Origin of the sequence: Alkalinema sp. FACHB-956 (genome assembly GCF_014697025.1) — a bacterium.
Classification (GTDB): domain Bacteria; phylum Cyanobacteriota; class Cyanobacteriia; order Leptolyngbyales; family Leptolyngbyaceae; genus Alkalinema.
The window spans coordinates 59226-72031 of record NZ_JACJRC010000005.1 but is presented as its reverse complement, the minus strand read 5'-3'; the positions used below and the strand labels follow the sequence as shown (position 1 = coordinate 72031).

At 49.3% G+C, this 12806-nt stretch carries 11 protein-coding genes; 8 read left to right on the top strand and 3 right to left on the bottom strand.

All coding sequences use genetic code 11. The annotated features are described in order from the left end of the window. Positions 1 to 18: 18 nt before the first annotated feature. From H6G21_RS08365 to H6G21_RS08350, 4 genes are all read left to right on the top strand, one after another. Positions 19 to 657 carry a Coq4 family protein gene (locus tag H6G21_RS08365; RefSeq protein ID WP_199307104.1) on the top strand — a complete coding sequence of 213 codons (639 nt, stop codon included), beginning with the start codon at positions 19 to 21 and terminating at the stop codon, positions 655 to 657. 153 nt (positions 658 to 810) lie between these two features. Continuing rightward, a complete protein-coding gene (locus tag H6G21_RS08360) occupies positions 811 to 1608 on the top strand; it encodes a thioredoxin domain-containing protein (RefSeq protein WP_190572630.1) in 798 nt (265 codons plus the stop codon). Between the two features lie 28 nt (positions 1609 to 1636). Then, positions 1637 to 2131 carry a PPC domain-containing protein gene (locus H6G21_RS08355; RefSeq protein ID WP_242041718.1) on the top strand — a complete coding sequence of 165 codons (495 nt, stop codon included), beginning with the start codon at positions 1637 to 1639 and terminating at the stop codon, positions 2129 to 2131. 56 nt (positions 2132 to 2187) lie between these two features. Continuing rightward, positions 2188 to 2799: a hypothetical protein gene (locus H6G21_RS08350; RefSeq protein ID WP_190572608.1), complete on the top strand. Its 612-nt coding sequence runs from the start codon at positions 2188 to 2190 to the stop codon at positions 2797 to 2799. A 78-nt stretch (positions 2800 to 2877) separates the two neighbouring features. Here the strand turns inward: H6G21_RS08350 and H6G21_RS25995 are convergent, their stop codons facing one another. Next, complete coding sequence (locus H6G21_RS25995) at positions 2878 to 3012, bottom strand: hypothetical protein (RefSeq protein WP_277875267.1); 135 nt, start codon at positions 3010 to 3012, stop codon at positions 2878 to 2880. 456 nt (positions 3013 to 3468) lie between these two features. On the opposite strand from H6G21_RS25995, the gene H6G21_RS08345 reads away from it, so the two are divergent. The 3 genes from H6G21_RS08345 (at position 3469) to H6G21_RS08335 (ending at position 9342) form a co-directional block, all read left to right on the top strand. Next, positions 3469 to 6690, top strand: a complete 3222-nt coding sequence (locus H6G21_RS08345; RefSeq protein ID WP_190572606.1) for a glycoside hydrolase family 15 protein — start codon at positions 3469 to 3471, stop codon at positions 6688 to 6690. Positions 6691 to 7618: 928 nt separating this feature from the next. Next, positions 7619 to 8830, top strand: coding sequence for a diguanylate cyclase (locus H6G21_RS08340; RefSeq protein ID WP_190572604.1), 1212 nt, complete (start codon positions 7619 to 7621; stop codon positions 8828 to 8830). Positions 8831 to 8895: 65 nt separating this feature from the next. Next, positions 8896 to 9342, top strand: a complete 447-nt coding sequence (locus H6G21_RS08335; protein WP_190572602.1) for a hypothetical protein — start codon at positions 8896 to 8898, stop codon at positions 9340 to 9342. Between the two features lie 34 nt (positions 9343 to 9376). Here H6G21_RS08335 and H6G21_RS08330 read toward each other — a convergent pair whose 3' ends face one another. After that, positions 9377 to 9721 carry a hypothetical protein gene (locus H6G21_RS08330; RefSeq protein ID WP_190572600.1) on the bottom strand — a complete coding sequence of 115 codons (345 nt, stop codon included), beginning with the start codon at positions 9719 to 9721 and terminating at the stop codon, positions 9377 to 9379. Positions 9722 to 9888: 167 nt separating this feature from the next. After that, the gene (malQ, locus tag H6G21_RS08325) at positions 9889 to 11490 is read right to left on the bottom strand and encodes a 4-alpha-glucanotransferase (RefSeq protein WP_190572598.1); all 1602 of its coding nucleotides are present in this window, start codon (positions 11488 to 11490) and stop codon (positions 9889 to 9891) included. Between the two features lie 787 nt (positions 11491 to 12277). On the opposite strand from malQ, the gene H6G21_RS08320 reads away from it, so the two are divergent. Continuing rightward, complete coding sequence (locus H6G21_RS08320) at positions 12278 to 12661, top strand: hypothetical protein (RefSeq protein WP_190572596.1); 384 nt, start codon at positions 12278 to 12280, stop codon at positions 12659 to 12661. Positions 12662 to 12806: the final 145 nt, after the last annotated feature.

The following is a 12806-nucleotide window of genomic DNA, read 5'->3' as shown; positions in this document are numbered from 1 at the left end:
GACTTTCGCTTCAAGCCTATGCCCTGGCCGATCCCCTACGATCGCAGCATCAACCCACTCGAACTGAATCCCAATCACGAGGTTCCTCTGATGCAATCGATCGATTCCTCCCACCCTTCCACTCTCCCACCCCTATCCAATGCTGGCTTAGGCAAACTCTTCTCCGTTCCCACCTTTTTAGACCGCGTCGATCGCATCGGCGATCGTTTAGGCATCAACGTTCCCACCGTCATTTGCCTAGAAGAACTGAGCCAGCTTCCCGCCGGAACCCTGGGCTACTGCGTCGTTGAATTTTTGGAACAGCACCACCTGCAACCCCTCACGACTGGGCCACGCCGCAAACAACTCCACGACATTGTCCACGTTCTCACAGGCTACGGCACCAACCCGATCGGCGAAGCCGAAGTCCAAGCCTTCCTCCTAGGGGCCCAGTTTCGGCTGGCCCACGTCATCATCGGTTTGGGCCTCCTGCGGATAATTCACCACCACCGCCGCGCCCTCCAAACCTCCCCCCAGCAGCTCCAGCAGCGGCTCCGCACCGCCTACCAGCGAGGCCATGCCTCCCGTTTGGACGTTGGCAATTGGCAACCGGAGGCGATCTGGCATCTGCCCTTAAGGGACGTGCAAAACCTCCTCCACATCGAGCCTATCGCCTAAACCTCAGCTTCCATCTCCGGGGATCATTGTTCTCAAGTAGTTTCATCCTTCTCAAGTAGCCCTAAAGCTGAAATTGCAACGCCAAAATTGCAAAGTTCATTTTCAACCTATACCCGGTTGCCTATACTGAAAAAGCTGCTTGAGAACAAGACGATGGTGAAAAATTCGTGGTTGGGCAAAAATAGCTGGGTCAAAAAGAACTGGGTGAGTCGGAAAACCGCGATCGCGGGACTTTTAGCAGTTTGCATTGCCCTCTTCAGTTGTTCCAAAGTGCCCGTCCAAGCTGAAACCAAAATCGATCCCCAGTTCGAGCAGCAGGTTCTAGAAGTCTTGCGCAAGCATCCTGAAGTGATTTTGGAATCCGTGCGCAAATACCAGCAAGATCAGGCCAAGCAGGCCCAACAAGCCCAACAAGCCCTGCTCGATCAGCTTAAAACTAACCCCAAAGCCGCGATCGGATCCTCCCCAACCCTGGGTGCACCCTTGGGCAAAGTGGTGCTCTTTGAGTTCTCCGATTTTCAATGTCCCTATTGCGCTGGTGTCATCCCAACCCTCAAGGAATTTGTCAAAAAATATCCCGACAAAGTCACCCTCGTCTACAAGCATTTCCCCCTCAGCTCCATCCATCCGGAAGCAGTCAATGCGGCCAAAGCTTCCTGGGCCGCGCAACAACAGGGCAAGTTCTGGGAATACCACGACGCCCTCTTCGCCCAACAGAAATCCCTCAACTCAGCAACCTATTCCGCCATTGCCACGTCGTTGAAGCTGGATCTGGCCAAATTTGAACGCGATCGTACCAGTGCTGCTGCCGCCGCTGCGGTGGCCAAAGACCAAGCCCTGGGGGATCAGTTGGGCATTGATGGCACGCCCTTCTTCATCATGAATGGTCAAGCCTTTTCTGGCGGTGTTCCCTTGGCTGAACTTGAAAAGAGAATGAATCAAGGGCAGTAACTGGCTCTGTTTGTTGGATGTTCATTGGATGTTTGTTGGATGTTTGTTGGATGTTGAGTTTCGGTGGTTCCCTATGCGGCATTTCCTGAAAAGCGCGATCGTGTCGAGTTTGTCCCTAGCGGCGATCGGCGTCGCTGCAATCCGGCCTGCATTGGCAGAAAATCGGGTCTATGTTCCCATTCGCCTCACGCCGGGGCAGGAAATCCGGGATAGCTTAACCGATCGGGATATTCCCACGGGGCAGGGCGGATTTGCTCGGGATTATCTGGTGGTGTTGAAGGCTGGGGATCAAATTGCGATCGACCTCGTGTCCGATGTCTTTGATCCCATGGTGGTGTTGATGACCCAGGATGGCAGCAAGATTGGTGAAAATGACGATGGCCCCGACGGAACGCCGAACTCGTTACTCTTCATGCGCATTACCAAACCTGGGGAATACATCATCCGCGTGCAGTCCTTTGGAGAAACGGCGGGTGGCCCCTTTCGGTTGATGGTGGAGCGCTTGCAAAAGGTGAAATCCTAATCCTCGGTTCAGATCCCAGGAATCTCCCGCTATGATGACTAGCAGGAGGTCTTTCTATGCAGTTAGGAAGCACAAAATGCTGGTTCAGGATCGCCATTGCCCTTGGGTTAACCGGCAGCCTTGCCATCGGGATCGATCCTGCCTTTGCTGGACGGGCGGTGCTGAATCAATCCCCTGCCACGATCGAAAAAGCCTTTGGGCGCTACTGGACAAAATTAACCCACCGTGATCCCGATGGAATTACTCGTGTGACGTATACCTATAACCCCAGTAAACTACGTCGCATTTTTTCTAGTTATCCCCAAGCCAAGTTTTTTGTGATTTTTGCAGACGATCGGGCCCAATCCATTCATTTGACAATGGATGATAACAATAATGCTCAGGAATTCACCTACAGCACATCCGATGCTGCGAAATTTTTTCAATTTGTTTTTGGCTATCGTCCAGCGATTCATCAACCTTTGTTCGATCGCTTCACAGGCAATGAAACCATTCATGACCACGTTGATTGCTTAGGGGATGGTGTGGCGACAGCCTACACGATCGGGGGTGCCAACCAATTCCTGCTTGGAGATGCAACACTCTACTACAGCCAGCGCTGCGAACCGCCCTACGATCGAATTCAGCAGACCCATTTGAATCCTAATCAATCCATTCCCACCCCCTAGGGCCATAGCGCCTTATAAAGATGCTATCGGAATTCCATCAGCTTGCAGTTCAAATTCTTCTCACTGACCAGGTTCTTCTCAATAGATACTGCGCTTAACCGTACCGTCGGCATAGAGTTCCATGGGAATCAATTCTGTTCTACCCTTAACCATCATTTTGGAATAGACGATCTTTACTAGGGGAGCTTGCTGTTCATTATAACGACGTGCCATAAAAACCTCCGGTGGATGGGTGTTCGATCGCTGGGATCTACACGCTTCGATCTACAATAAAAAAGCCAATCTTAATCTTTTCTTCATTTTTTAGGAGAAGTAAATGGTGAAGGGTGGGACTTAAACGATCGTCTCAGCCAGTCCATCTGTAACGGGTTTTGAACTCCTGAACAATCTGGCAATGTCAATAGAATGTCAATAAATTGTGATGTATCCGGAGAGTCGGAAGTGTGGATATCCAGTATCGCCAATGCCCCCTAGTCATGACGTAAAAATGAGGGTAACTTTTGGAGGATTGCAATTTCACTTTTTTGCCTCTGGACTTTTACCTCTGGTTTCATTACACGATTAAATGACCATTTATCGGAATCACCGTTTGTTTGAATTCTAGATTTAACTACACCTTCTCCATTCATAATTCCCTAACCCCCATTCTCTATCCCCAACCCTACTGGCATGGTTTTTGTATCTTCGGATTTGGAAGCACGTCTCGATCGCTACTACCAGGAAATTCAGACGGTTATCCTTTCGCGGCAAAATCCCATCACGGGTCTACTGCCGGCGAGTACGGCGGTCAATGCCCACGGCGACTATACCGATGCCTGGGTGCGGGATAACGTCTACAGCATTCTGGCGGTGTGGGGCTTGGCGCTGTCCTACCGCAAAATTGATCTCGACCAAGGCCGCACCTACGAACTGGAACATGCCGTCATCAAGCTGATGCGCGGCTTGCTGTTTGCCATGATGCGCCAGTGCCACAAGGTCGAACGCTTCAAACAGACCCAATCGCCCATGGATTCCCTCCATGCCAAGTACAGCACCACCAGCGGCGATACTGTCGTTCCCGATGATGGTTGGGGCCACTTGCAGGTAGATGCCACCTCCATTTTTCTGCTGATGCTGGCGCAGATGACCAGCTCGGGCTTGGAAATTGTTTACACCCAGGATGAAGTCGATTTTGTCCAGAATCTCGTCTACTACATTGGCCGCGCCTACCGCACCCCAGACTATGGCATTTGGGAGCGGGGCAATAAAATTAACCACGGTAGCGTAGAACTGAACGCGAGTTCGATCGGTATGGCCAAGGCCGCCCTGGAAGCTATGAACGGCCTCAACCTGTTTGGCACTAAGGGCAGCAAAGTTTCAGTCATTCACGTTCTGCCCGATGAAATTGCCCGTTGCCGCATTACCCTGAAGTCGCTCCTACCTCGGGAATCGTTGTCGAAGGAAGTGGATTCGGCGCTGCTGAGCGTGATTAGTTTTCCGGCCTTCGCGATCGAAGATCCCGATCTTGTAGAACGCACCCGCCAAAAAATTATCGATCTGCTGCAAGGCAACTACGGCTGCAAGCGCTTTCTTCGGGACGGCCACCAAACGGTGATTGAAGACACCAGCCGCCTGCACTACGAACCGACGGAACTGAAGCAGTTTGAGCATATCGAGTGCGAATGGCCGCTCTTTTTCACCTACCTGGCGCTGGATGGCCTGTTCCGGGGCGATCGCCAGCAGACGACCTTCTATCTAGAAAAACTCAATGACTTAGCCGTCGATCGGGATGGCATCAAACTGCTGCCGGAGGTCTACTACGTTCCCGCTGAGGCGATCGAGGCGGAAAAGCAAGCTCCCCGCAGCCAGCCCCGTCTGCCCAATGACAACGTGCCCCTGGTTTGGGCGCAAAGCCTGTATTACCTGGCCCAACTGCTCCACGAGGGGTTGCTATCGGTGGGCGACATCGATCCCCTGGCCATCCACACCCGCGTGGGCTACATTCGCAAAGCCACGGTGCAGATTGCCCTACTGGCGGAGGATGAGGAGTTACAAAATCGCCTAGCAGCCTACAACATTCCCACCCAAACCCTGAGCCAAATTGAGCCGATCCAAGTCCGCCAAGCCCGTGATTTATCGTTAGCCTATACTCAAGTCGGCAAGAACGATAAGTTGAATTTGTCGGGACGGCCTTTTCGCCTGATGCGCAGTTTGACGACTTCCAAGGTCTTCCAAATGCGGGATCAGGTGATGGTCTTCCTGCCAGCGTTTTTGGATGAACAGAAATTCTATCTGACCTTGGACTATCACTTCCTGGTGTCCAACATTAAGAGCGAACTGTCCTACATCCATCGGCATTGGCGGCAGTTGGGGCGACCGATCGTGACCCTGTTGCTGACCCATGACATGCTGGAGCGGGGCCAGGATGCGTTGTTGGGGCTGATGCAGGAGTTGCAAGATGGTCGCTGTGGTGAGGCGACGGTCACTGTGGGCAATTTAAACCAGTTGATGTTGACGGCCAGCCGAGCCAGACTAGACTTTTTGCCAGAGTTGGAAAATACGACCTATTTGGATCTCAATTCCCTTCGGCAATACCTGAGTTTTGATCCGGCGCAAACCCAGCCCCTATCCAGCTTCCAGGAATTTATGCTGGAGCAGGAAACGGATACGACATTGCTAGTGCAAAAGCTACGGGAGAGCCAAAATCTCTACGAACAGATTGAGATTCTCAGTACGTTACTGCGCCTCAAGGGCATTATTTTTGATACGGGATTGGTGGGGCCAGGACAGCCCGTGGTGGTGGGTCGTCTGATTGAAGAGATTTACAATAAGGCGAGCCGGGGCGATGCCCAGGGCAATCCCTACTGGGGCATTGTGCGACGGGCGGCAGGTCTGTTGGATAAGGTGGATATTGGGCTGTCCGATGCGGTGACGGATATTCTGATTCGTCAGAAGCAAATTTCGGTCGGTCGTGCTTACAGTGAAGACGCGGTGATTACGCAACCGTTGCCGTTGCATGATCTGTTGGATAAAATTCGTCACTTCTGTCGGGAAGATATTCGCGATCGCGTGTTGACCCAGGAAATTCTGGTGTATCTCAGTCTGTTGATTAAAGCGGAGCCGACACTGTTGAAGGGCTTGTTAACTGCACGGGTGGGGTATCTCATTATTCTACTCACCAGCGATCTGGCGCGGGAACTGCAAGTGACGCAGGATGAAGCCTACGAGGCATTGTTGCAACTGAGTCCCTATGATATCTACAAGCGGCTACATCACATTCTGGAAGGTTACGATACGCTGAATCAGACTTTATTCAGTCAGGAGTCACTGCACTTAAAGGTTCAGGATCAGGAAATTGATTGGATCGTGCCAACGGAAACCGATCGAGAAAGCGATCAAGATTGGCTACGGATGCGCCAACGGGAAGGAGGGCGGGGTACGATTCCTCGGGACTTCTACCGCAATGTCTGGCAGGTGTTGAATCACTGTAAGGGGTTGGTGATTGGCGACAAGCTAGAGCGGCGAAATCGCTTGGATAGTGAATTGCTCATCAGTGAAATGACGCCGGGGGAAACGAATTTTGCGCTACGGGTGGAACACTTGATTAACAAAATTCAAGCGCCGGAATATCGGCAAGTGAATATTGAGGCGTTGATGGAGTTGGCGGCGATCGCGCAGAAGAACCCGGACTTCAAGATTGAAGAGTACCTGGTGTTGGATGTGTTGATTGGTCACGCGGTGCGTCTGGCTTGGTTGCAGAAGTATCCCCACCACGCCCATTCCTACGATGAGCACAAGGCATCGGCTTGGAGTGCGTTCTACCAAAGTTCGCCCTATGACTGTGCTAACGCGATCGCAAGTGCGATGAAGTTCCTGACCAATCTGGGACAAGCAGAAGCGATCGGGATTTAAATCAGCATGTAAAACAAGATCTTCCAGATGTGCTAGGTAGTGGTGTGGTGTATTGACTGACTGCACCACCTTCTATTTCTGGCTAATTCGACTCGGTGGGTAACGGGATTATGTGACTTCTATGGCAAAGCCGCAAGGAGCAAGTCAGCACCATGAAGTGACTCTTTCCTTCTCGAAAAGGCAACATCTAAGGAGCTTTTCTCCTTTTTGCCAAATGGCTACCTCTGTTGTTTGTTGTTCATTAGATTCTTTTCGTATTCCTCCAGTGTTAGATAACCTAACGACGAATGCATTCTCTTCATGTCAACGTCTTGGCTTTGTTGCATGATTAGAAAAACAGTCAGATTCACCTTTGGAAAGTCTTGGTATTAGGCTTCAACCTTGTAGCTATCGGATTTGGTGATACCAATCATACGATTGAGCGCAGCACATTGGATAAACAACTCCACATGTCTTCCCAAAACTGTTCTATCTGTTCATCTGTTTCCGTAAAGTTGCGAGACGCTGGCTTTCTCTACCATCTCCGTGCGCCATCGATTCAGGACGTTTGGATTCAGCTTATGCGTTCGACAAAGCTCACTGGCGGTTTGTTCCCGCTCACCAATTGCAAGACCACTTTTGCTTTAAATTCTGCCATAAATTGCCGACGAGTTCCTGCTATAATCTTGACCTCCATTCTGAACAAAAGTACTACTCTTAGCCCCTTATCCAAATTTTGGTGTTATTTCAGGGTATTTCACAGGGCTACGACTTGAAATGTCGTTACTCTATGGTTTCGATTACAGGTGGATCCCATTGAGGCTGGTACTGTTAAGATTGAGGCGTTGTGACCCCATTTAGCAACGATCGGTGAGGCGCGGTCTAACTGCACAGCCGACATAAATCTCAACTCAATAATTAGTGAGTATCTCACGCTTTAATCTTAAACATGAAAATTTCAACATGGTTTCGCTCAACTACTGCAATACCCTTGGAATGGCGGCAGGATTTTCTAGCAGAGTGGCACCATATTCGCTACCTCAGGGCTCGGGCAGTGGCTTGGATTACCCTAATCTACCCAGTTTTTACCATTCCACTGATTGTTTCTAAAGATTTTTTTATTCCTGAGACTAGTTTTTCCCATGCCCTTGCATTAATGCCCCCATTAGGTGTTGGAATTTTTGCCGTTTCTGCTTATTTACTGTTTAGCAATAAAGCTGTGCGATCTCCTGGAGACTTGCAACCCAGGAATATTCAAGCAACCAATATCTATTTGATTAGTTTAGTTATTCTTTTTGATGGAGTGTTCGCAATTACTTGGACAAATACAGGATTAAATTCTCCTTATATAGTTGGGCTCTTTATTTATGCTTCACTTTTTTATAGACCTATTAAGATTAATCTTGTCATTTATCTTCTCAATTTCTTGTTCTATGTATACTACATTTCTATTTTTAGTGTTGATTTCTCTGTTGCCAACTGTGTAGTAGCCTATCTTTCTGGAGCTTTATCCACAGGTTTTGCTTTAATTATTGCAACTTCTCTGTTTGATTCAATAGTATCAAATTTTGTCAATCGGCGTACTATTGAGCAACAGGCTGAAATATTAAGGGATACCAATACTAGATTGAATTTGTTGGTGAATCTAGACGGACTCACTCAAATTGCCAATCGACGACTATTTGACCTCCACTTAGATCGGCTTTGGCAGCAGCTTGGACGCTCCAATACCTTTTTAGGTGTGTTACTTTGCGACGTGGATTTTTTCAAACGCTTTAATGATACCTATGGACATCTAGCAGGAGATCAATGCCTGAAGCAAGTAGCAGGCGTTATTGAAAAAAGTCTAAAAAGAGATGGTGATCTTGTGGCGCGTTATGGAGGCGAGGAATTTGGAATCATTTTACCCAATACAGGAAAAGAAGGTGCAATCACGATCGCTGAGATAATCTGTCAAGCAGTGCGGTCTTTAGACATTCCTCACGAAGGATCGATTCATGGTCGGGTGACGATTAGTGTGGGTGTGGCTTGGGTCATTCCCAGCCCGCACATGTTGCCTGATCAATTGCTTCAATCTGCCGACGAAGCTCTCTACCTCGCTAAGCATGATGGACGCGATCGCTTCGCTTATCTGGAGGGTGGGCGAAAATCAAATGCATGAAATATCGTAGAGACGATCCAGAACCGCTCCCATGATCCCAACTCAACATGATCCAAGAGATTTTAATGTCTATGATTGCCGTCTCAGAACTATTGAAAGGCTTGATCATTCTGAACCTGCTACTCTCTCCGCTCACCTTATGCCTCACCTTTTACATCGCGATTATGGGTGGCAGTAATCCAGATTCACCGGGTTTTCTGCGTTCCTTTGGTATTACCACAGGTTTTATCTACGGAACCCCGATCGGGCTACTAGTCTGGCTGATCGCTATGGGGAAGCTCTTCGACTTGATATTTCAGATCGCTCCGATCGTCCATCCATCCGTATCCTGTCTCAGTATTTTCATTGCTGCTGTACTTTTCGTTATTGTAGGCAATGTTTTTATTGATCATTTATATCAACTTAAGCAAGGCAACTACATGATTTCTATTGTTGCCCTGCTCATGATACTTCTCTACACTATTACATTGTATTTTTCAGCAAAGATCCCTATTCCCTGGCTTGCAATGTAATTTGTACATACGGGTTGAAGGAATGCCGAAAGTGCTACCAACGCCAGCGCCCAGTTGTCACGAACTTATAGCCCGTCACAAACGCTAACGCAGACACAAAAAACGTCCAAAGCGACGTGGGCTTAACAATAATGCCACCACTGAGAAACGCAAGCACAATGCCCAGCCCCACTAGAATCCAGCCAATTTCCCGGTTACTCGATCGGGCCGACACCAAGAAAAAAATCCCAGAAAGCACCGTCAGAATCGATCCCGTTGCGGGAATCGCCTTCCACCAGTAACCGGCTGTCTGGGTCGTAAAAATAATATTCTGGCTTAGAAAATAAACGCCAGCAATGATGAGTGCAAAACCAACCAATTGACTGAGAAAGCGGGCCATAGGATGCAAGAGCGTCACAATTGCTTCGACTACATCCTAACCTAAGCCCTTTCCTGAAAGGCGATCGGATGAGATCCCCCAAGAGATTCCCCAAGTCGCCTGGATGGGTCTTGCCTCGCCTCGCAAGTGGGCTAACCCGCTAAATTATAGGGCAACCAGTCAAACCGCTAATAGGGCAACCGGCCAAACCGCTCAGTCATCCGCCGCAGGCGATCGCGAATCCAGTCCGTTTGAATCGCCTCTTCTCGATAGCACCATCCCCAATTGCCTTCCGGTTTCCCTGGGTAGTTCATCCGTGCATCCGATCCCAGCCCGAACAAATCCTGGAACGGAATAATTGCTAAATTTGCCACAGAACTGAGGGCAAGCCGGATTAAATCCCAATGAATGCCCTCGGGACTGACCGCCCCAATGTGCACCAGCAAATTGTCTCGCTCCCAATCGTTCAACTTCTCAAACCAGCCTACGGTGGTGTCGTTATCGTGGGTTCCGGTGTACACCAAGCAATTGCGGGGATAGTTAAACGGCAAGAACGGATTCGCCGGATCCGAACCAAAGGCAAAATGCAACACCTTCATCCCCGGAAAGTCGAACTTATCCCGCAGCGCTTCCACTTCCGGCGTAATCACCCCCAAATCCTCCGCCAAAATCGGTAGCTTACCCAGTTTTTCCCGCAGCACTGTAAAGAACTCATCCCCAGGAGCCTTTACCCAGCCCCCATTCATCGCTGTCTCTTCCCCTTCTGGCACCGACCAAAAGGCTTCAAACCCACGAAAATGGTCAATTCGGATCCAATCTACTAGATCCAACATCCCTTCAAAACGCTGAATCCACCAAGCAAAGTTCGTTTGCTGGAGATATTCCCAGTTGTAGACGGGATTTCCCCATAATTGCCCTGTTTCACTGAAATAGTCCGGTGGGACGCCTGCCATCTGCGACACAACGCCTGTATCTTCATCCAAGGAAAAGTTTTTTGGTTGTGCCCAGACATCGGCACTGTCATGGGCCACGTAGATTGGAATATCGCCAATGATTTGAACGCGGCGATCGGTGGCATAGGATTTAATGGCTTGCCATTGCCGGAAAAACTCAAACTGCAAATATTTCTGGAATGCAATTTCGGCTTGCAGGGTTTGCGACCATTGCATCACCGCATCCGGTTTGCGCCACGCAATCTCCTTCGGCCACTCGTACCAACTCTGACCCTCGTGGGCCAGCTTCAGGGCCATAAACAGCGCGTAGTCATCTAACCAAGAGGCTTTAGCGTGGCAAAACTCTTCAAAATCGACCCAATAATGGACGATCGGCGGTTCTTCGGGTTCTGGCGTTTCATCGCTCCCGGTTTCAGCATTTACATCCACGTCCGGGAGTACAACCGGTTCCGGTTTCGGCCCCTGCACCGCGATCGTTTGAAATTGCTGCCAAGCTTTGCGGTAAAGGGGATACTTGGCTTCGATGACGCGATCGAAATCCACCGTATCTAGCGGAAACTCCGGATAGTTGGCCAGATCATGCTCATCCAGCAAACCCTGTTGCTGCAAGATCTCTAGACTAATCAACAGCGGATTCCCAGCTAACGCTGAGTAGCACATGTAGGGAGAATTGCCAAAGCTCGTGGGGCCTAGGGGCAGAACTTGCCAGAACTGCTGCCCAGCTCCCGCCAAAAAATCAATAAATTGTCGAGCCGAAGCGCCTAAGTCACCAATCCCGAAGCGACTGGGAAAGGAGGTTGGATGAAGCAAAATGCCACTGGCGCGGTAGGAGAGCATAGTCGTTCACAGATTCCCGTTTCACAGGTTTGCAGCCAAAGGCAGCATAGCATAGGCCATTGTGGGCGGAACGTAACCAATTCCACAGTCTCCAGGCGAGTTGTAGCGGTTGCGTGCCAGCCAATGATCCGACAGAATATGCTCCCCGGCTGACCTGAAATTGTCCTTAAAAACTTTCAATTGTCTTAACCTGAGGATTCCCTCAAAATTTAGTCATGTATAATAGTTAGAGTACGTTTATTTCATTGAGGAACCAAAATATTTGTAATATTTTATAAATTCACCCAACAATATCTTTCAGTATTCTAAAATCATGGCTTAACGAAAAATAACTTAACTCAAGATGACTGAGTAGAAAAGTTGGTGATAGGTCATGGCAATTGATTAGGTCATGACAGATGACAGGGCATAACAATAGAGTTCTGAAGTGAGTTTCTACGAAATGTCCTGAGCTTGAATGTCCTGAGCTTGGTTCCCTGTGTGGTTTGGTGGGATAACTCGTTTGATCGTGAATAAAGTTGTCCATGATTCAGGTGAGGAGTGACGAAAGTGGTGAAATCACTGCCTGCTTTGATGGCTTGACCAGTGGATGTTTCGACCAGCGGATATTTTGACCAATGGATGTTGTGACCGATGGATATTTTGACAAATCCCAGAGGCTCGATCGATTGATCAAATATGGAGTGATGCAAATCCGTTAGGTAAATCCGAGTCGAGTTGATCAGAACCGTAGATATTAGCCTGAGCATCTTACAGTCCCCTTAGCCCCCGTGAGAGGAATTCAGCTATGTTCTCGCATTTTAATCATCAGCCCTTTGAGCAGTCACTACAGGGTCACATTTCGCTAGAACTGGTGCCCAGTCCCGCCTATCCCAGTGGTGAGAGGTCATCCTGCCTGGGGGATGTGGAAGTCTTGCTAACACAGTCTATGACTGCGCTGCAATCGGCAGTGGCTCAAATTCAACCCCAGTCCACGCCGCGCGAGGTTATTTTGAGTCTCGATCGGATGAAGGCAGAAATCCTCGATATTTACGTCATGCTGGAGCATATTAAGAAAGACTACTCCAGTCCTGCCAATGGCCGGTTGTCTCCACAGGTTGCGACGAACGTACAAACCTTGATCGATCGCATGCAGACGTTGATGGCGGGCTTGGCGAAGTCCTACGGGTAAACGTTGTTTGAGTAAAAATCTTTTGGGTAAACGTCGTTGCTGAGTGAGAGCTACAGTCTTTACTGAGTCAGAGCCGTTGCTTGATCACCGTCTTGGCGCGATCAGATCTGGTGCCAAGGAATTCGTGTGCAGCCTACAGCATTGG

Excerpts from the sequence above, each read along its gene's own strand:
- H6G21_RS08335 (WP_190572602.1), top strand. The coding sequence starts at position 8,896 with ATGTCTATGATTGCCGTCTCAGAACTATTGAAAGGCTTGATCATTCTG.
- H6G21_RS08365 (WP_199307104.1), top strand. The coding sequence starts at position 19 with ATGCCCTGGCCGATCCCCTACGATCGCAGCATCAACCCACTCGAACTG.
- H6G21_RS08360 (WP_190572630.1), top strand. The coding sequence starts at position 811 with ATGGTGAAAAATTCGTGGTTGGGCAAAAATAGCTGGGTCAAAAAGAAC.
- H6G21_RS25995 (WP_277875267.1), bottom strand. The coding sequence starts at position 3,012 with ATGGCACGTCGTTATAATGAACAGCAAGCTCCCCTAGTAAAGATCGTC.
- H6G21_RS08355 (WP_242041718.1), top strand. The coding sequence starts at position 1,637 with ATGTTTGTTGGATGTTTGTTGGATGTTGAGTTTCGGTGGTTCCCTATG.
- H6G21_RS08330 (WP_190572600.1), bottom strand. The coding sequence starts at position 9,721 with ATGGCCCGCTTTCTCAGTCAATTGGTTGGTTTTGCACTCATCATTGCT.
- malQ (WP_190572598.1), bottom strand. The coding sequence starts at position 11,490 with ATGCTCTCCTACCGCGCCAGTGGCATTTTGCTTCATCCAACCTCCTTT.
- H6G21_RS08320 (WP_190572596.1), top strand. The coding sequence starts at position 12,278 with ATGTTCTCGCATTTTAATCATCAGCCCTTTGAGCAGTCACTACAGGGT.
- H6G21_RS08345 (WP_190572606.1), top strand. The coding sequence starts at position 3,469 with ATGGTTTTTGTATCTTCGGATTTGGAAGCACGTCTCGATCGCTACTAC.
- H6G21_RS08350 (WP_190572608.1), top strand. The coding sequence starts at position 2,188 with ATGCAGTTAGGAAGCACAAAATGCTGGTTCAGGATCGCCATTGCCCTT.
- H6G21_RS08340 (WP_190572604.1), top strand. The coding sequence starts at position 7,619 with ATGAAAATTTCAACATGGTTTCGCTCAACTACTGCAATACCCTTGGAA.